The following is a 19,862-nucleotide window of genomic DNA, read 5'->3' as shown; positions in this document are numbered from 1 at the left end:
AAAAAAAACCCGCCAATGGCGGGTTTTTTTATATCTATGCTACATGTAGGAATATATATAACTAAATAACAAAAATCATTCTCAATCATTTAATAATACATATTATAATTAATTAGCATAATAATTAATCATCGTTTGAGCTATGATAAGTTTCTTACAGATGAAATATAATTTGGCTAGAATTTCCAGCATCTCGCTGTATTATGCCCGCACAGTCTCCGGCTGCATGACGCAATGGGCATTAAGGAAAACCTTAGCCCCCGGAGACTGGCTATGCCCAAAAATTACGTATCAAAAATTGGGCACTGAATGAGTTATATATCTACACCCAAATACATACGTCAAAATATATACTAACTCATTTGCTTTTTTATATATCAGGCAATCTGATGTAGCATTTTAATATCAAGAGTTTCCAATTTCCCTTCAACTTCTTTTACGAAGTTCTGGAAATGGACGGTATTATTATGACGTTCTACAGCTTCCTGTGACGCCCACACTTCGAAGAAAACATAGGTCCCTTTATGTCCAATCTCCTCATGCAGATCATATTGGATATTGCCCATTTCTTGCCTGCTCGGTTCAACGACGCGCTCAACCGCGCTGTGAATAGCCGCTTTGTGTTCAGGTTTAGCAATTAAAGTGGCAACTATACGAACTTCACTCATCGTGGTACTCCTTTTTTCATGTCCACTGAATTAATTCATGTAAAACCTACAGCCAGACTACGCTTTTTATCACACAAAATCCCGCTTGAATTATATGAATTATCAATAGAACACAACAAACGAGTGCATCTTAGTTCATTTGCCCTTATCCTTATCCCCCGCCACAAAAACACATTTCCACCTCACTGTTGGAGTGTGTCTCGCAAGATCTGTATCGTCAACATCACTCATGACAGCATTGTCAGCCGGAGCCTTGTAATGACCGTAATGCAGCACGCCCTTAAGATCCGCCGTCCAGATGACTGGCATCTCCATCTTCGCGATGACAAAATGCTGAAAACCGTTTTGCCGCATACTAGCCAGCACTTTGCCCGTGCTATCGTGATGCCTAATCTGGTTCCGCCGATCACCAGCATTGCTCAGGCGCAGGCCTATCGCCAACGTATTCTTGATGCTGTTCCAGCAGAGCATAACTTTATGCCGCTGATGACCTGTTATTTAACCGATGGCTTAGATGCCAACGAGTTAATCTCTGGCCATGCCGATGGCGTATTTACCGCCGCCAAACTTTATCCAGCCAATGCAACGACCAACTCCAAACATGGTGTAACCTCAGTTCCTGGTCTTTACCCGCTGTTTGAACAAATGCAGAAAAGCGGCATGCCGCTGCTTATTCACGGTGAAGTTACGCTGCATGAGGTTGACATTTTCGACCGTGAGGCACGCTTCATTGATGAGGTAATGCGGCCATTACGCCAGAATTTCCCTGAGCTAAAAATTGTCTTCGAACACATTACTACCCAAGAAGCCGCCGAGTTTGTTGCTGAAGCTGATGAGTATCTCGCGGCCACCATTACGCCACAGCATCTGATGTTTAACCGTAACCATATGCTGGTTGGCGGTATCCGCCCGCATTTATTCTGCCTGCCAATATTGAAGCGCAGCACCCATCAAGAAGCCCTGCGTAAGGCCGCGACCAGCGGTAACACACGTTTCTTCCTTGGCACAGACTCAGCCCCGCATTCACGACAGCGTAAAGAGTCTAGCTGTGGCTGTGCGGGGGTATTCAACGCACCGACGGCACTTCAGGCCTATGCTACGGTATTTGAACAAGAGAACGCGCTACAGCACCTCGAAGCATTTTGTTCTCTCAATGGCCCCGCATTCTATAATTTGCCTGTTAACGACAGCTATATTGAGCTGGTACGTGAGCCCATGACTATCGCAGAATCCATTCCCTGCGGCGACGATACACTAATCCCATTCTTGGCTGGTGAAACCGTTCAGTGGACCGTGAAGGCCTAGACTCGGCCGCAGAGTGATATCTGAATGTAAAATTAGCCCACTTCTTGGAGTGGCCTATTCAATAAAATGGAAGATAAAATGAATAATACGGAGAACCTACTTGAGCTGCGCAACATTTGCTTTAGCGTAGACCAACAGATCATTATCGATAATCTTTCTCTTACGCTTCAGCCCAACGAGTTCAAAGTCATCACAGGCCCTTCTGGGTGTGGGAAAAGTACCCTGCTGAAAATTATTGCCTCACTGTTTCCCCCAACCTCAGGTGATATTTTCCTCAAAGGTAAAAACATCCTCACGCTGAAACCAGAGAGATATCGCCAACAAGTCTCATACTGCTTTCAAAACCCGGTTTTATTCGGCGATACGGTCAGAGACAATCTGCAGTTTCCCTATAAAATCCGCGGCGAAAAAGTTGATTTAGAAAAAATAAAGCGTGGGTTACTCCAGTTCGATCTTCCACTACACACGCTAGATAAGAACATTGACGATCTCTCCGGCGGAGAAAAACAGCGCATTGCTTTGCTGCGCAATATCCAATATCTGCCAGAGATCTTATTGCTAGATGAAATTACTAGCGCGCTAGACGATAAAAACAAACAGATCGTGCATCAGGTGATTAGTGATTTGATTACGCACGCCGGCATTGCCGTTTTGTGGGTCACCCATAATAGTGACGAAATCAGCCAGTCTTATAATCTCCTGCGCATGACTAAATACGTAGCACCTGAGGTCGAACAATGAGCGAACATCATATCACCGACCAATCACTGATCATGGCTTTAGCCCTTGTCGCCATCGCCCTGCTTATCAGCGGTAAAGAAAAACTCGGGTTAGAGAAAGATATTATCTGGAGCGTTACCCGTGCGATTATTCAGCTTATTATCGTTGGCTACGTACTTAAATATATTTTCAATATCGATCACGCGCTGCTCACGCTGTTGATGGTGCTTTTTATCTGCGTCAACGCGGCCTATAACGCTAAAAAGCGCAGCAAAGGTCTAAGCCATGCTTTCGTTATTTCTCTTATTGCTATTGTGAGCGGTACCGCCCTCACGTTAGCCGTTCTCATTGGCAGCGGTTCTATTACGTTTACCCCCATGCAGGTCATCCCTATCTCCGGCATGATTGCGGGTAATGCGATGGTTGCCGTTGGACTATGTTACAACAATCTGCGCCAGCGATTTGACGATGAAAAACAGAAAATCCAAGAGATGTTGAGCCTAGGAGCCACGCGGAAACAATCATCCGCAGCGATTATTCGTGCCAGTATAAAAGCAGCATTAATTCCCACGGTTGATTCTGCCAAAACGGTTGGCTTAGTGAGCCTGCCAGGGATGATGTCTGGTTTGATTTTTGCGGGGGTCGATCCGGTAAAAGCCATTCGCTACCAAATCATGGTGACATTCATGCTGCTTTCAACGGCAAGTCTTTCAACCATCATTGCGGGCTATCTCGCCTATAAGAAATTTTATTCTGACCGTTCACAACTATTGTAGTTTGCATTTCGATAGCAAAAAGCCCCACTGGTTCAGCGGGGCTTGTTATTAGATGCAATACTGGCGATCGATTATTTCACGCAGCGAGTACATTGCTCTGATTGGATCACTTGGAAGAAGTCGTTGCCTTTATCATCAACCAAAATAAATGCAGGGAAATCTTCCACTTCAATTTTCCAAATGGCTTCCATACCCAACTCTGGATATTCTAAGCATTCAAGGCTCTTAATGCTCTGCTGAGCCAGAACCGCCGCTGGGCCACCAATACTACCTAGGTAGAAACCACCGTGTTTCTTACACGCATCCGTCACTTGCTGGCTACGGTTACCTTTCGCTAACATCACCATGCTACCGCCGTTGGCCTGAAGCAGATCAACGTAAGAATCCATACGGCCAGCCGTTGTTGGGCCTAAAGAACCAGACGCATACCCTTCTGGGGTCTTAGCCGGGCCCGCATAATAGATAGGATGATCTTTAACATATTGCGGTAGGTCTTCCCCATTATCTAAGCGTTCTTTCAACTTCGCATGGGCAATATCACGACCAACAACGATGGTGCCGCTCAGCGACAGGCGCGTAGAAACCGGATACTGAGAAAGCTGCTGCAATATTTCAGACATCGGACGGTTCAAATCAACCTTAACCGCTTCCCCTTCACCGGCTTTACGCAAATGCTCAGGAATATATTTACCCGGATTACTTTCCAGTTTTTCAATCCAAATGCCATCGCGATTAATTTTCGCTTTGATATTTCGGTCCGCAGAGCAGGAAACGCCCATACCCACTGGACAAGACGCGCCGTGGCGAGGCAAACGAATAACGCGCACGTCGTGAGCGAAATATTTCCCGCCAAACTGAGCACCCAGCCCCAGATTCTGTGCTTCTTTCAGCAGTTCTTGTTCCAGTTCAATATCTCGGAAAGCCTGACCATGCTCATTACCTTCAGTCGGCAAGCCATCATAATATTTCGTCGACGCCAGCTTCACCGTTTTCAGCGTAGATTCAGCCGAGGTGCCGCCAATAACAAACGCAACGTGATAAGGAGGACAGGCCGCTGTACCCAGAGTACGCATTTTATCCACCAGATAGTTCTTGAGCTTACCTGGGGTTAATAACGCTTTGGTTTCTTGATAGAGATAGGTTTTATTCGCAGAACCGCCGCCTTTGGCAATGCACAGGAATTTATATTCATCGCCATCGACGCTGTATAAATCAATCTGTGCAGGTAAGTTGCTGCCGGTATTCACTTCTTTATACATATCCAGCGCCGCATTTTGCGAATAGCGCAGGTTATCTTCAATATAAGTGTTGTAGACACCACGTGACAGCGCCGCTTCGTCACCGCCGCCGGTCCATACTCGCTGGCCTTTTTTGCCTACAATAATTGCTGTACCTGTATCCTGACAGGTTGGCAGAATGCCTTTTGCCGCGATCTCTGAGTTGCGCAGAAATTGCAGGGCAACATATTTGTCATTCTCGCTAGCTTCTGGATCATCCAGAATTTGAGCGACTTGCTGCTGATGCGCAGGTCGCAGCATGAAAGAAGCATCGTGAAATGCATGCTGTGCAAGGAGAGTCAACGCCTGCGGCTCAACCTTCAGGATTTCCTGCCCTTCAAACTCGGCAACGGATACATGATCTCGACTTAACAGATAGTATTCAGTCTCGTCTTTTTTCAGCGGGAACGGGTCTTGGTAATGAAATGGCTTATTTGACATTTTTTTCTCACTTGCAACATCAGCTTCAGTAGATTCACACTCACGCGGCCTGTTCTTCGTCGGCTCACTGTGTAAAGAAAACACCACCACCTTACGTGTTTTTAGCCTGTTGATTCTTGAGCTAAATCCAAAATATACCCTCTAATTATAAAGGGGTACTTTTTGAATAGGTGCTTTCCGGCTTCACAGGGTGAGAACTGCGGGTACAGACTATTTGTCTCTAAAGTCATTATCCCGCAGTTAACACAATGATTACAATCACCACAACCCGATCGGCATCTCAATGTGGCACATTACTTATGTTATGCGTACAAAAAAGCGGCCCTGAGGCCGCTTGATAAAATTAGTTTTGGTTATGCGTTTTTGTAGCGCTCAGCGAGCGCATTCGCGGCAACCATGGCTTCATAAACGTCATCTACCGTCAACTCCATCGGCATGTTGCCCATGGTATCACCGTCAGCGCAGGCAATTTCTGCCACCTTGCGCCATTCTGCCTCAACGAATGTTTTCAGTCCCATATCCTGCAGCGCCAGTGGCAAACCAGCCACTTTGATGATTCGTACCACCTCATCAATTTCTGCGCGTGGTGCATTTTCCAGTACCAGCTGAGTGAGCAAACCAAACACCACTTTTTCACCGTGCTGCGCGCGATGTAAATCAGGCACCGCAGACATACCATTGTTTACCGCATGAGCAGCGGCTAAGCCACCGGCTTCGGCGCCGACACCGCTGAGGTAAATCGTCGCTTCAATGGTCTGCTCAAAAGCAGGTGTAGATACTTTATTTTTGACCGCATCCATTGCCGCATCAGCGTTTTCACTTAGCAGTTGATAGCAAAGCTGTGCTAAGCCGAGGCCAGTACGGGATGGCTTTTTCAAAACCAAATTGACGCCATCTGCCGCATAGCAGGCACGAGCCTCAAAGTACGTGGCTAAAGCATCACCCACGCCAGCAGCAAAGAAACGCACCGGAGCGGCAGCGATAATGGATGTATCGGCAATAACGGCGTCTGGGTTTTGTGGTAGGAATAGATAGCGCTCAAACTCACCTTGTTCGGTATAAATAACGGCTAGCGCAGTACAAGGCGCGTCGGTGGAAGCAATTGTTGGGAACAAAATAACGGGAAGTTTGTGATAATAAGCAACGGCTTTTGCTGAGTCTAAGGTTTTACCACCGCCAATACCGACGATAACATTGGCCTGCTGAGCCTCAGCTAAAGCACCTAAACGTTTGATCTCAACTTCAGTGCACTCGTAATTAAACTTCTCACTGACGCCCTTTAATCCGGCTTGTTTCAGCCCAGCGATAGCTTCTTCATTAACACGCTGCAAAATAAATTCATCGCTGATAATAAATGCATTATCACCAAAATCTTTAACGTAATCATGCATCTGCTGAAGAAGACCACGTCCGATGACAAATTTTTTCGGTGAAGTAACCGTGCGAGGTGTTTTATTCATGGTGACACTCCTGAAAATGGCAGCGTGATTTGCTGAAGGTGATTTTTTTGTTAGGAAGATATTTACCTTTCTTAAAGGATAGGCTTTCCAAGCCCCCTAAACTACCTTCAGGGGAAATAAGCTAACCATTTAGGGTTATCATTCTATCCGGGGTAAATTTTCAGATAAAAAGAGAGGTTTCGATGAAAAAACAAACACTGAAATAGTTAAATAGCCTTATAAAATAGCGTTGTTTATTTATAAGATTTTTCTACTTCTGGTTTTATACTGTACGAAAATTAAAGATCTGATTCATATTACAAATAAAACTAAGCAGCCGCTGTATTTGCATAATTCTAGGGGATACCATTTCAAGCATGGCTTACTTTTAATGGAGTGTCAGTATGAAAATTGCCTATGATAGAAACAGAAACGCTTTACGTGTTGGTGCTCATGTTATTGAGAATGGTGCACATCGAGTAATGGTGATCAAAGCAATCAATGATGAAATGTTGGCAAGAGAAAAAATTCGTGCGGCAAAATGTGTAATTTGTAATGATGATCCTAACGCTTATGCCCCTCAAGATCTCATCTTACTTGGACATTAACAAACATTGAGACAGCGCTTCACTTCTTTATATATACAAAAAGCCTGAACAATTAATGCTCAGGCTTTTCTTTTGAGAAATAACTAAGATTAATCTTTTTTCTCAAGCAGGTGACGATAAATCAAGCCACCAATAATCCCACCAATAATTGGCATTACCCAGAATACCCACAGTTGTTGCAGCGCCCAAGTACCTTGGAAAATAGCAACGGCAGTACTACGCGCCGGGTTTACCTAAGTATTGGTCACAGGAATGCTGATTAGGTGAATTAAGGTTAACGCTAAACCAATCGCTAAAGGCGCAAAGCCAGCTGGTGCTCGCTTATCAGTCACACCATGAATCACAATTAAGAAGAACGCGGTCAGAACAATTTCAGCTACGATAGCCGCCTGCAGGGAGAACCCGCCTGGTGAATGCTCGCCGAAACCATTCGATGCAAAACCGCTAGCCGTAGCATCAAAACCCGCTTTACCACTGGCGATAACATAAAGAATAGCAGCACCCACGATACCACCAATAACCTGAGCAACAACATATGGCACTACTTCTTTGGCGCTAAAACGACCACCGGCCCACAGACCTAAAGTCACTGCTGGGTTAAAATGCCCCCCAGAAATATGGCCTACAGCATATGCCATAGTCAGAACGGTCAGACCAAACGCCAATGCAACACCGGCAAAACCAATGCCTAATTCGGGGAAACCTGCGGCTAATACGGCGCTACCACAGCCACCAAATACCAGCCAGAACGTACCAAAAAACTCTGCCGATAATTTTTTAAACATTACTACCTCAGCAATCAAAATAAGGGTTCATTGGCAGAGATATGTTTATCTCACTGCCAATACCGTATCTTTTATAGGCACTCTAATCAGGTTATGTTCTATATAAAAATAAAAGCAAATAATCGTTTGCCTAACTCTCTCCGCGTACAAACGATTTCTACATCCATGTCAAAATAAACCTAATCCCCACGCATCCCGCGTTGAGAAATAAGCTTTATTTAAATAGGTATCCAATTTTTTTATGTATTCTCCACAAGTTTCATTTTTTCTCAAGAAAAACTTATTGAGATTATTCTGAGATAACCTTAGAAATCAGTCTATTAATCTAATGTCTATTACATAGACACCATTTATGCAACAACTCGCATAATCCACTTAGTTAAATTCTATACGATCTTTGACTAATTGCCTTTTTTGGCAGAAAAATTTTGCACTATTTTTTATGGATTGATATGCGGCTTAGAAATATCTGCTTTTTGACACACGTCGGTAAAAATCTGCATTCTTTCGCATGTTTTATCCACGGCAAAAACCATCATATAGCAGAAGATCAGGAATCCAAGGAGGCAGGATAGGATAAGGAGTAGTTTTGTTTTCATCGGCAGTTAGATAAGGGCATGGGGCATGTATCACTGTTAACGTGGGCTAGGCCAACAGTATCAGAAGAAACTTAAACTAAGGCTCTACAGACTTATGTAAGACCTATCAAACAGCACATAATGCTAACAGATGAAACGCACTCGGCACGAAAAGACACGCGCTACATGGAGGCGCCGAACACGTTTCTCTGTTACCACTGCTTGTAGCCTCCAAGAATAGGATCGCTTGACGAAAGTTTCAAGCCTCTGCCGCCTCAACGTATTGTAATCTAAGGATTAGGCAATAAAACTCTGCCATTTAATCTGAGCAGCACTACGCGGTAACTCCCCTAACATATTGACATCACTAAAAAATAAAAAAGCCAGCCGAACGGCTGGCTCAAAAGAACACGTTAGGAAGCAATAGGAACAATCGTACTCTTATAGCGTTCAAGAACGGATGATTTCGCATCCTGAGGGTTTTTCAGTGCCCAAAGATTGCGATTAATACCATCATTCACTAAGTAGATAACACCTGTTTCAATAGCAGACATCACGCAAAGCATAACGGGTTCATTGGTTGTGTAGCCAATTTCACCTTCAAGCAACCGCTGGTAATCGATATATCGAAACACGCCAGCCTGCACTTCATAAGACAAGATAGTTTTACTGGTATTCACTGATGATAAAACCTGCCCTGTATTAACATCAACCACGCGTAGATTAACCGCAATCTGGTCGAGCTGATATTGCGTGCTGGCGCCAATACCAAAGAATCTTGCCCCTGCGCCCCCTGATTTCACATTGCTTTCATAGCCAATAATCGATCCTTCAACCAGCACATTCGCTGCAACTAAGGAAGAAAGCTGATGCTGGTTATTTACGGCAGCGGTGCCGTTTTCTTGCGCTGCACGAATAATTTTTCTTTCATTTAAAAGATTCTGTAATCCTTGGCGTTCTAAGGGAATAAACCACCCCGAATCCTTTAATGCCGAAACTAGCATAGCGGTTGCACTTTGTGGCACCGCTGTAGAAAAGTTACTGGCTGGATAAGGTTTAAACTGCCCCGTCTCATCTTGAATATTGTAAACTGAAACAAATAACTTGCCTGCTGGCTCAGGCAAATGCGTTAAATCCTGATAGCTCTGTGCTCGGGGCATTAACGTTGGTTTTGCGGCTTGCTTGGGCGGTGCCGTCAAGCATCCGCTTAAAAAGAGTACCGAAATGATCAATAAATAGCTGCGCATGGCTCATCATCCCGTTCTAATTGGTTTTAATGCTGGAGAGCCCATCAACTTCGATGGTTGAGGATTTTCCCGTTGTACGATCAAGGATATTCATCGTTAATCGCCCATCGGTATTTTTTACATCGACAATAAAATCCTTTGTCACTAACCGCCCAGGCTTCCCTTGGCTAATATTTCCCATCAAATTTCCCAGCAATTGCGATTGAATCACTGAGGTAAAATTATCTAGCGGTGAAGGCGTTGAGGTATCAAAGTCATAGCCGTTGGGATCTTTATACGAATTTTGGGCATTGGCTTCATTTAATAGGAATGAGCCATTGTTTGGATTTCCACCAAAGTTCGGGTTAACAAACTGAAAAACCATATTGCCCCCCCAAGAAGCTGGAGATATAAGCAAAATGATTAGTGCTATATAGGAAACTCGCATGGATACTCCTTAAAACTCATCAGTGGTTAAGTCACCCGTGTTGAGTAGCGCTTTATCAATTGTGCGCCGCGATAAAGATTCGCTAACGCTCTCAATAGCCACGGCGACGTCTTTGTCAAAGCTACGTTTGTTTGGAAATAAAAAGGTTTGATAGACCGTATCCTGTTCAATTTTAATCGTGATCCAACTTCCCCAGCGCGCGCTAGGCCTTTCACTGATGGTTAGTGTTCCGGGGTATTCTCTTTCCCAGTTATCACTAAAATCTCGGTAAAATGCGTGGCCTACGGATGTTACTGTGTGGTCGGTAATTAACCCTGGCACTTCAATTTCGGCCGCAGTTGCCTGCTTTATCCCGCAGTTCATAGAGGCAAAGAGGATAAACATGAGTATTTTTTTCATCGTTCAACGCCTGAGATTATCGTTAGCCCATGAAACGGCCTGTGTTCGGTTTTTCACCGAGATTTTTTAAACAGGTTATAGAGATGTGTTTTGACCGTGTTTTCGCTAATAAACAACAGCCGCGCTATTTCTGTATTTGAGGCACCCACTCGTAGTTTATTGAGAATTTCTTTCTCTCTATGTGTTAATCCCGTTGATTCTGGGCTGTGATAGCGATAATGCGCAGATTGGCTAATAAGATAGCTCGCAACGCTCTGACTAAAATAACATTCTCCATTAATGACGCTTTTGATCCCCTCGATTAAAGAGCGCTCATCCATAGACAAATAAAAGACAGCGCTAATATTTGGCCATGAGCCAATATCTTGGCATTGATAGTCGTCAGGTGTATTTAATAGCAGTAATCTATTTTTTTCTCTGCAGCGGCTTAGTTCGGATTGCCACAGTACAGTCGCTCGCCTATCGGCTTCCATCAAATCGAACAGAAATAATGTATTTTCGGTTGAGCCATTTAAATACTTGTTGATGTTATGTATTTTGGCATTTAAATCCAGCATGGATTTAATCTGGTGCAGTAGTGCAGTCGCCTGTAAAGACGGCCTCGTAATTAAAACTAATGAATAGTTTTGATTTGCTGCTTCATTAAGCATAATAACAACCTATCTGGATGCGACGCGCAGCGTTCTCTGTTTTATATAAAACAGATTGATGACACGCCACATTTCCGCTGCTGTGTAAAAGGCAGTGCACAAAATAATTAAGCATGCACAGAGTTAAATTGTATATACCATCGTTTTTTGGGCATATTACATGATTCAATCTAGACATTAGCACACCCAGCGCAAGTGTTATTTGTGTTTCAAAATGTTTCTTGATATTTATAAATAATTCTTATGCTTAATTTAAATAATTGGAACTCTTAATATTACCTTTACATTTTCACGCTAAAAAGAAAGGTAACATTAGTTCATAAATCACGCGAAAAATTAAAAATCCTTATTAAATAGTACATTAACCGAGGATAGCTTTTTACATACTCCTTTTTAGTTAGCTGACTCTGTATATACTCATTTATTTTTCTTAGGTAAGTGGCCTCAACATTGTATCTTTGCGCGCTTATTAAGCCATAGGCTGTGCGTCATGCTTCCGCATGAAATGTGGTATGAACACTTGCCGTGATTTACAGCGACTCACCCTATCTCATGGGGCCTAGATGCCAGGGCGACTCCCCTTAAAAACAACCCTAGCATTTGGTCTTTAAATCGACGAACTACAAAATAAAAATTTATTCCCTTTTCCTAACAATAAGTAAACGATAGAAATAATACTTTTTCATGAGCCTTTTCTATCAAAATACAACTTATAGGTGAGGTATTTAATTTTCCTTCCGCACATACTCAAATCGTAAATCGGAATGTTCCTGAAAAAATATCAGGGAGTCAGGTGAGCGCATTACCGGCTTATTTTCTTACTGACCGAATTACGTTAGGACAGCAACATGAAAAAGAGCATTTTAACAACCGCTCTGCTACTTGTACCCTATTTGGCAATAGCTAATAGTGATTTGGCTCGTTCTGAAATATCCACAGGACTTAGTGATATTAACAGTAATTACAACCAAAGCACGGTGATTAATCAAATAGGAAGTGGTAATAGCGCATATTCAAATCAGCAAGGTATCAATAACCATGCGGTTATTGTTCAGCAAGGAAACGGAAACCAAGGCAGGATCAATCAGTCCGGCAGCAATAACAATGCGTTAATTGCCCAGCGCGGAACAGGTAATTCTGCAGATATAACGCAGCTTAGCAGTAATAACACGGCTGTTATTGCTCAACTAGGTAGTGGGAATAATGACACCATCATTCAAGACAGCTTTGGTAACTCTGCTTATATTCTTTCTCTCGGGAAAAACAATATAACGCAAATTAACCAAACGGGCACAAACCGGTCCGCCGGCGTTGTGCAAAATGCATCAGGCATGGCCATTAGAGTTACACAGCATTAGTTATCGTTTATCTGATACACACATCTGATTCTATAACCGACGGGGTAACATCATGAATAAGTGGAAAATCATCGCCGCATCAAGTTTTGTCTTCGCCATGGGTAATGCAATGGCATTAACCAACCCGGCTTACGTATTCCAATTTACGCCTCAGACAGCCGCGTTGGGTGGAGAGGTTCAGGTATATCAGCAAGGGAGTAATAACTACTCTAACGTCAATCAAGACTCTGCTATTTTGTCCAAAACCTCGGTGTCACAATCGGGTGGTTTCCTTGGCGGTAGCAATAATAGCGCCACGGTCAATCAAAACGGGAATATCAGCTTGGTTGATATTAACCAAGTGGGCAACGGCCACTCTGCAACGTCGAGTCAAAATGGTGATTGGTCAGTGACCGAAGTTTCACAAAGCGGCCTCGTCGGTAACTCGGCGACAACCAGCCAAAACGGTGACTTCTCAAGAACCGCCGTATCGCAGTCTGGCCTTGGTTTAAACAACGCCGTCACTAAGCAAAATGCTGATGCCGCCGTGATTGTTGTTCGCCAAAATGGTGCATCTAACTACGCCAACAGCAGCCAAAATGCTAACTTCTCCTACTCCAACGTCAACCAAATTGGCCTTGGCAACGTTTCCTTTGTAAGCCAGAACTGATTACGCCTCCATCCTATAAAACAGGGCATAGCCCTGTTTTATTTTTTTACTCGGAGCCTTAAATGCATACATTGCTTATCGCTTCTCTGCTATCCAACCAGCTTTGGTTTGATACTACGCAAGACGGCCAGTATTACGTCCTAACGCCCATGGCTTCTGTCGCGACGTCGTGCCTGTGTCATATTGGCGTTGATGTCATTCGCCGTGGCATCCATGGTGAAAGCACTTCGCGACAAAATGGCGTTATTCAGCTCATGGCGAATCAAAAGCAGGCTTTAGGCCAGATGAGTTTCCCCGTTCAGCAAGGAGACTGGCTGCAGGTCACTATTGTATTAACCGATGGGGATGCATTGCGGATTGAAAAGCGGGTTATTCTGCCGGATAAAGTTTAAGACAATAGGCTTTGCTCCAAATAAAAAAGGAAATGCCTGTTAAAGCATTCCCTTTCGTTAGCAACAGCGCTTAATCCTTAATGATTAAACGGTTTTAAATTCCGCCTCAGCATCCGCAAAACGCGTTTGAATCGTTTGAGAAGGTGTTTTGCCCATCAGGCTCACCACCACGATGGCAACGCTGGCAAAAATAAAGCCAGGAATAATTTCATACAAATTAAACCAGCCATATTGTTTCCAGATAATGACCGTCGCCGCACCGATAATCATCCCCACCAGCGCGCCGTTACGCGTCATTCTCGACCACATCACCGAAATCAGCACCACCGGACCAAACGCCGCGCCAAAGCCCGCCCACGCATAGCTCACCAAACCTAATACTCGGTTTTCAGGATTTGCCGCCAACGCAATCGCGATCAGCGCCACTAATAGCACCATTAAGCGTCCCACCCAAACCAGCTCGCGCTGAGAAGCTTTTTTGCGGAAGAAAGCCTTATATAAGTCTTCGGTTATCGCGCTAGAACACACTAGCAGCTGACAGCTTAACGTACTCATTACCGCAGCGAGAATGGCCGACAGCAATATTCCCGCAATCCACGGGTTAAACAAGATCTTCGCTAGCTCGATAAACACACGCTCGCCGTTTTCAGAAACGGTTCCCGCTTGGCTTGGGTTATTCTCAAAATAGGCAATACCGAAGAAGCCAACCGCCACCGCGCCGCCTAAGCACAGAATCATCCATGTCATGCTGATCCGGCGTGCATTGCGGATGGTATGGTGTGAATCAGCCGCCATGAAGCGCGCCAAGATATGTGGCTGGCCAAAGTAGCCAAGACCCCATCCCATTAATGAGATAATCGCAATGAGATTCAGCCCCTTGAACATATCGAGGTTTGCTGGATTTTTAGCCTCAATCACCAGCATCGACGTATCAATACCGCCCACGGCTAAAATAACGATAATCGGGGTTAAAATAAGGGCAAAAATCATCAGGCTGGCCTGAACCGTATCCGTCCAGCTGACGGCCAAGAAACCACCAATAAAGGTATAGATAATTGTTGCCGCCGCACCGGCCCACAGAGCCGTTTCGTAGCTCATTCCGAAGGTGCTTTCAAACAGACGAGCACCGGCCACAATGCCAGAAGCACAATAGATGGTGAAGAAGACTAAAATGACGATTGCAGAGATCACCCGCAGCAGCTTGCTGGTGTCTTCAAAGCGGCTGGTGAAATAATCCGGCAGCGTCAGGGCGTTGTTATTGGCCTCGGTGTGAACGCGCAAGCGCCCCGCCACCAGCTTCCAGTTCAGATACGCCCCCACGGTTAAACCAATGGCAATCCAGCTTTCAGAGATGCCTGAAAGATAAATCGCGCCGGGCAGCCCCATCAGCAGCCAGCCGCTCATATCGGAAGCCCCTGCCGACAGCGCAGTCACGACGCTACCTAAACTGCGTCCGCCCAAAATATAGTCATCAAAATTATTCGTGGCGCGATAAGCCACTAAACCAATGACGATCATTCCCAAGATGTAGACCAAAAAGGTCACCAACATCGGTGTACTTATCATGCAGGTGTCTCCGTATTTTATTTATGCCCAGGACTCAGGCTTTTTTATGCAAATTGTGTCGTTTTAAAAATCGGCCACATCGGAACGATGACATGGCCGAACCCCATCTCAAATAAAACCAATAAGGAAAATCTAAACGTCGGCATCTTATGAACAGGCGAGTTTCATTAACAAGTTTTTTAACTTAAAAGTTACACAAAGTTTACCACCCATCACATTTTATGCGGTGACCGGTTGCAACTCAAATCCATTTGCATGCGCCAACGCAGATTGCACAGAAAAATATCCCTTTAAATTATAATGAATTATTTATCTTGTAGTGCAACCATCAAACTGACATGCCCTCATTGTTCGCATTCTATCCGTTAGCGCAAAACCTGCGCTATTTCACACATTGAACACTTAGGCCATTTAACAAGGTTGCACAAAGTTGCAACATTCATCATGAACGGGATATGCTCAGGCTCTACCTTAAAAAAATAAAACGGAGTAGGACGGCATGGGCACCACCACTATGGGTGTAAAACTTGATGAAGCGACTCGAGATCGTATTAAAGCCGCCGCACAGCAAATCGATCGCACGCCGCATTGGGTTATCAAACAAGCCATTTTCAATTATCTTGAGCGAGTAGAGAGCGGTAGCGCCCTACCAGAGCTCCCCCTCCCTGCTTCAGACACCGTTTCTAACGACACCGAAGAAACCATCGCGCCTCAGGAACAGCCGCTTCAGCCGTTCCTCGACTTTGCCGAACAAATTCTGCCGCAGTCGGTTTCGCGCTCCGCGATCACCGCTGCCTATCGTCGCCCGGAAAATGAAGCCGTTTCCATGCTGCTAGAACAAGCCCGCATGGCACCGGAGCTGGCACAGTCAACGCACCAGATGGCGTATAAAATCGCGGAAAAACTGCGTAACCAGAAAAGCGCTAACGGTCGCGCCGGTATAGTACAAAACCTATTGCAGGAATTTTCGCTCTCGTCACAGGAAGGTGTGGCGCTGATGTGTTTAGCCGAGGCGTTGTTACGCATTCCCGATAAAGCCACGCGCGATGCGCTTATTCGCGACAAAATCAGCAACGGTAACTGGCATTCTCATCTTGGTCGCAGCCCATCGCTGTTTGTTAATGCCGCGACGTGGGGATTACTGCTGACCGGTCGCTTAGTGGCAACCCACAACGAATCTAATCTCTCGAGCTCACTTAACCGCATTATTGGCAAGAGCGGTGAACCGCTGATCCGCAAAGGTGTGGATATGGCGATGCGCTTGATGGGCGAGCAATTTGTCACGGGTGAGACCATTGCTGAAGCGCTGGCTAACGCGCGTAAGCACGAAGATAAAGGCTTCCGTTACTCATACGATATGCTGGGTGAGGCCGCGCTGACCGAAGTCGACGCCCAACGCTATATGATTTCATACCAACAGGCGATCCACGCCATCGGCAAGGCGTCGAACGGACGCGGCATCTATGAAGGCCCAGGGATTTCAATCAAGCTTTCAGCTTTACATCCTCGCTACAGCCGTGCGCAATACGAACGCATGATGGACGAGCTTTACCCTCGCCTTCTCTCTCTGACCTTACTGGCGCGCAGCTACGACATTGGTATTAATATCGATGCTGAAGAAGCCGACCGCCTTGAAATCTCGCTCGATTTGCTCGAGCGCTTATGCTTTGAGCCCGACCTCGCCGGTTGGAACGGCATTGGCTTCGTTATTCAGGCCTATCAAAAACGCTGTCCTGCGGTGATTGACTATGTGATCGATTTAGCACAGCGCAGCCATCGCCGTTTGATGATCCGTCTGGTGAAAGGTGCATACTGGGACAGCGAAATTAAACGCGCTCAGGTTGATGGACTGGAAGGCTATCCGGTGTACAGCCGCAAGGTGTATACCGATGTCTCTTATTTGGCCTGCGCCCGCAAGCTTCTTGGCGTTCCTAACGCCATATATCCCCAGTTTGCTACCCATAACGCCCATACGTTGTCGGCTATTTATCATTTGGCAGGACAAAACTACTATCCGGGTCAGTATGAATTCCAATGTCTGCATGGCATGGGTGAACCGCTATACGATCAGGTCGTCGGGAAAATTGCCGACGGAAAATTCAACCGTCCTTGCCGTATTTATGCACCGGTCGGCACGCACGAAACCCTGCTGGCCTACTTGGTTCGCCGCCTACTAGAAAACGGGGCAAATACCTCGTTTGTTAACCGTATTGCCGATACCACGCTGCCGTTAGACGAACTGGTTGCCGATCCGGTATCCGCCGTTGAAGCCATGGCGGCCAAAGAAGGCGCGGTAGGTCTGCCTCATCCGCGTATTCCATCACCGCGTGGGCTTTACGGTGAAGACCGCCGCAATTCACGCGGTTTAGACCTCTCCAACGAACAACGCTTAGCGTCGCTTTCCAGCGCATTGCTCAGCAGCGCCAGCACGCCTTGGGTCTGCACGCCCATCATTGAAGGCGATGTATCGAGTCAAGAACAGCCTCAGGCCGTGATTAACCCGGCCGAGCCCCGTGACGTTGTTGGTTATGTCACTCCATCTAGCGATGCCGATGTTGAGACCGCATTGACTAGCGCCGTCGGCGCAGGGCCAATCTGGTTCTCAACGCCTCCAGCACAGCGTGCTGCCGTCTTAGAACGCGCCGCAGACTTAATGGAAGACCAGTTACAAAGCCTGTTAGGCCTATTGGCGCGTGAGGCCGGAAAGACATTCAATAACGCCATTGCCGAAGTGCGCGAAGCGGTTGATTTCCTACGCTATTACGCTCAGCAGGTCCGTAATGATTTTGCTAACGATACACACCGCCCACTGGGCCCTGTGGTTTGCATCAGCCCGTGGAACTTCCCTCTGGCAATCTTCACCGGACAAGTCGCCGCGGCATTAGCGGCTGGCAATAGCGTATTGGCAAAACCTGCCGAACAAACGCCGCTGGTTGCCGCACAGGCCGTACGCATCTTGCTAGACGCCGGTGTGCCTGCTGGCGTTCTGCAGCTATTGCCAGGTGAAGGTGAAACCGTGGGTGCCAAGTTAGTGGGCGATAGCCGCGTGCGTGGCGTGATGTTTACCGGTTCCACCGCCGTTGCCGGTCTATTGCAGCGTAATATTTCAGGCCGCTTGGATCCTCAGGGGCGCACCACGCCGCTGATTGCCGAAACCGGTGGTTTGAATGCGATGATCGTCGACTCATCGGCGCTTACTGAGCAAGTGGTTACCGACGTGGTCGCCTCGGCGTTTGATAGCGCCGGTCAACGTTGCTCTGCACTGCGTATTCTGTGTGTCCAAGAAGACATCGCCGATCACACCCTACAAATGCTGCGTGGCGCGATGGCGGAATGCCGAATGGGCAATCCTGAACGCCTCTCAACCGATATCGGCCCGGTGATTGACGCTGAAGCCAAAGAGAATATTGACCGCCATATTCAAACAATGCGTGCCAAAGGGCGCGATGTTTATCAGGCCGCCTTTGACCATTCACAGGATAGCCAAGAGTGGCAACGTGGCACCTTCGTTAAACCTACGCTGATTGAGCTTGAAAGCTTTGATGAACTTGAGCAGGAAGTGTTTGGGCCGGTGCTCCATGTGGTTCGCTACAACCGTCAGAATCTTGACGCGCTGATTGAGCAAATCAATGCGGCAGGTTATGGCTTAACGTTAGGCATTCATACTCGCATCGACGAAACCATCATTAAAGTCACCGAGCAGGCTAAAGTCGGTAACCAGTACGTGAACCGTAATATGGTCGGCGCGGTAGTCGGTGTGCAACCCTTCGGCGGAGAAGGTCTCTCGGGCACGGGGCCAAAAGCCGGCGGGCCGCTGTATGTTTATCGTCTGCTGTCTAGCCGCCCTAACGACGCCGTATGCCGTACTCTGGCACGCCACGACGGCGATCAAAACATCGACACCACGCAACGCCAGCCGCTATTGACCGCTCATCAGGCGCTCTTAACGTGGGCACAACAAGAGAAAATGACCGAGCTTGCTCAGCATTGCCAAGAGTTTGGTGATTGGTCACAAGGTGGCACGGTTCGTTTGCTACAAGGCCCAACCGGCGAACGCAATACCTACGCCCTGCTGCCACGTGAGCGCGTGCTGTGCCTCTTCAGCAATGAGCAGGATGCCTTAATTCAGTTAGCCGCCGTGCTTGCGGTAGGCAGCCGAGTTCAATGGATCGACAGCGAGGTTCAGCGCACGCTATATCGCCGCTTGCCAGCAGCCATACAGCAACAGATTAACGTGGCTAAATCATGGGATGCCGACGGCGTAGAGTTTGATGCGGTTATCTATCACGGTGACTCCGATCAGCTCCGTAGCCTGTGTGAGCAAATCGCCGAACGTCCGGGAGCCATTGTCTCCGTGCAAGGTTTCTCGCACGGTGAAACGGGAATTTTGCTCGAACGCCTGCTATTAGAACGTTCGCTGAGCGTGAATACCGCCGCTGCGGGGGGAAATGCGAGTTTAATGACTATAGGATAATGATGGTGAGTTCGGTGTAAGGTTACGTCCGGTGTAAGGTTTTGGCCGGTGTAAGTTACGTCCGCCTAATGCACTATTTCTCACATAGGCATTGTGCGGGCGT

The 19,862-nt window shown here is 46.4% G+C and carries 15 protein-coding genes and 2 pseudogenes; 8 read left to right on the top strand and 9 right to left on the bottom strand.

The window, feature by feature from the left end; all coding sequences use genetic code 11:
* Nucleotides 1-377 precede the first annotated feature (377 nt).
* Nucleotides 378-668, bottom strand: coding sequence for a putative quinol monooxygenase (locus tag BN1044_RS10815; protein WP_072308670.1), 291 nt, complete (start codon nucleotides 666-668; stop codon nucleotides 378-380).
* Nucleotides 669-926: 258 nt separating this feature from the next.
* Between BN1044_RS10815 and pyrC the strand changes: the two genes are divergently transcribed.
* From pyrC to fetB, 3 genes are all read left to right on the top strand, one after another.
* Nucleotides 927-1,973 (top strand): dihydroorotase, encoded by a 1,047-nt coding sequence (gene pyrC, locus BN1044_RS10810; protein ID WP_072308669.1) that lies wholly within the window; start codon nucleotides 927-929, stop codon nucleotides 1,971-1,973.
* A gap of 78 nt (nucleotides 1,974-2,051) precedes the next feature.
* Complete coding sequence (gene fetA, locus BN1044_RS10805; RefSeq protein ID WP_072308671.1) at nucleotides 2,052-2,714, top strand: iron efflux ABC transporter ATP-binding subunit FetA; 663 nt, start codon at nucleotides 2,052-2,054, stop codon at nucleotides 2,712-2,714.
* The gene (gene fetB, locus BN1044_RS10800) at nucleotides 2,711-3,469 is read left to right on the top strand and encodes an iron efflux ABC transporter permease subunit FetB (RefSeq protein WP_072308668.1); all 759 of its coding nucleotides are present in this window, start codon (nucleotides 2,711-2,713) and stop codon (nucleotides 3,467-3,469) included. The genes fetA and fetB overlap by 4 nt, the downstream gene beginning before the upstream one ends.
* Before the next feature lie 71 nt (nucleotides 3,470-3,540).
* On the opposite strand, the gene fumA is transcribed toward fetB, so the two are convergent.
* Together fumA and BN1044_RS10790 are read right to left on the bottom strand one after the other, a co-directional pair.
* The gene (gene fumA / locus BN1044_RS10795; RefSeq protein ID WP_025797208.1) at nucleotides 3,541-5,187 is read right to left on the bottom strand and encodes a class I fumarate hydratase FumA; all 1,647 of its coding nucleotides are present in this window, start codon (nucleotides 5,185-5,187) and stop codon (nucleotides 3,541-3,543) included.
* Between the two features lie 353 nt (nucleotides 5,188-5,540).
* Entirely contained in the window at nucleotides 5,541-6,647 is a 1,107-nt protein-coding gene (locus BN1044_RS10790; RefSeq protein ID WP_072308667.1) for a glycerol dehydrogenase, read from the bottom strand.
* Between the two features lie 383 nt (nucleotides 6,648-7,030).
* On the opposite strand from BN1044_RS10790, the gene ydfZ reads away from it, so the two are divergent.
* The gene (ydfZ, locus tag BN1044_RS10785; protein ID WP_072308666.1) at nucleotides 7,031-7,234 is read left to right on the top strand and encodes a putative selenium delivery protein YdfZ; all 204 of its coding nucleotides are present in this window, start codon (nucleotides 7,031-7,033) and stop codon (nucleotides 7,232-7,234) included.
* 89 nt (nucleotides 7,235-7,323) lie between these two features.
* Here ydfZ and aqpZ read toward each other — a convergent pair.
* The 5 genes and pseudogenes from aqpZ to csgD all read right to left on the bottom strand — a co-directional run bounded on the left by aqpZ (nucleotide 7,324) and on the right by csgD (nucleotide 11,320).
* Nucleotides 7,324-8,019, bottom strand: a pseudogene (gene aqpZ / locus BN1044_RS10780) (aquaporin Z).
* Between the two features lie 991 nt (nucleotides 8,020-9,010).
* Nucleotides 9,011-9,844, bottom strand: a complete 834-nt coding sequence (gene csgG / locus BN1044_RS10775) for a curli production assembly/transport protein CsgG (RefSeq protein WP_072308665.1) — start codon at nucleotides 9,842-9,844, stop codon at nucleotides 9,011-9,013.
* Nucleotides 9,845-9,860: 16 nt separating this feature from the next.
* The gene (gene csgF, locus BN1044_RS10770; RefSeq protein ID WP_072308664.1) at nucleotides 9,861-10,271 is read right to left on the bottom strand and encodes a curli production assembly/transport protein CsgF; all 411 of its coding nucleotides are present in this window, start codon (nucleotides 10,269-10,271) and stop codon (nucleotides 9,861-9,863) included.
* Between the two features lie 9 nt (nucleotides 10,272-10,280).
* A complete protein-coding gene (gene csgE / locus BN1044_RS10765) occupies nucleotides 10,281-10,670 on the bottom strand; it encodes a curli production assembly/transport protein CsgE (protein WP_072308663.1) in 390 nt (129 codons plus the stop codon).
* A 3-nt stretch (nucleotides 10,671-10,673) separates the two neighbouring features.
* Nucleotides 10,674-11,320, bottom strand: a pseudogene (gene csgD, locus BN1044_RS10760) (biofilm master transcriptional regulator CsgD).
* 848 nt (nucleotides 11,321-12,168) lie between these two features.
* Between csgD and BN1044_RS10755 the strand changes: the two are divergent.
* The 3 genes from BN1044_RS10755 to csgC all read left to right on the top strand — a co-directional run bounded on the left by BN1044_RS10755 (nucleotide 12,169) and on the right by csgC (nucleotide 13,719).
* Entirely contained in the window at nucleotides 12,169-12,678 is a 510-nt protein-coding gene (locus BN1044_RS10755; RefSeq protein WP_072308662.1) for a curlin, read from the top strand.
* 52 nt (nucleotides 12,679-12,730) lie between these two features.
* Nucleotides 12,731-13,327, top strand: a complete 597-nt coding sequence (locus BN1044_RS10750) for a curlin (RefSeq protein ID WP_072308661.1) — start codon at nucleotides 12,731-12,733, stop codon at nucleotides 13,325-13,327.
* Nucleotides 13,328-13,389: 62 nt separating this feature from the next.
* Nucleotides 13,390-13,719 carry a curli assembly chaperone CsgC gene (gene csgC, locus BN1044_RS10745; RefSeq protein WP_072308660.1) on the top strand — a complete coding sequence of 110 codons (330 nt, stop codon included), beginning with the start codon at nucleotides 13,390-13,392 and terminating at the stop codon, nucleotides 13,717-13,719.
* Between the two features lie 84 nt (nucleotides 13,720-13,803).
* Here the strand turns inward: csgC and putP are convergent, their stop codons facing one another.
* Entirely contained in the window at nucleotides 13,804-15,285 is a 1,482-nt protein-coding gene (putP, locus tag BN1044_RS10740) for a sodium/proline symporter PutP (protein WP_139130927.1), read from the bottom strand.
* Nucleotides 15,286-15,784: 499 nt separating this feature from the next.
* Here putP and putA point away from each other — a divergent pair, with 499 nt between their 5' ends.
* Complete coding sequence (putA, locus tag BN1044_RS10735; RefSeq protein ID WP_072308658.1) at nucleotides 15,785-19,759, top strand: trifunctional transcriptional regulator/proline dehydrogenase/L-glutamate gamma-semialdehyde dehydrogenase; 3,975 nt, start codon at nucleotides 15,785-15,787, stop codon at nucleotides 19,757-19,759.
* Nucleotides 19,760-19,862 lie beyond the last annotated feature (103 nt).

The organism is Hafnia alvei, from assembly GCF_900095695.1.
Lineage (GTDB): Bacteria > Pseudomonadota > Gammaproteobacteria > Enterobacterales > Enterobacteriaceae > Hafnia > Hafnia alvei_B.
This window is presented reverse-complemented; position numbering and strand designations above follow the sequence as displayed.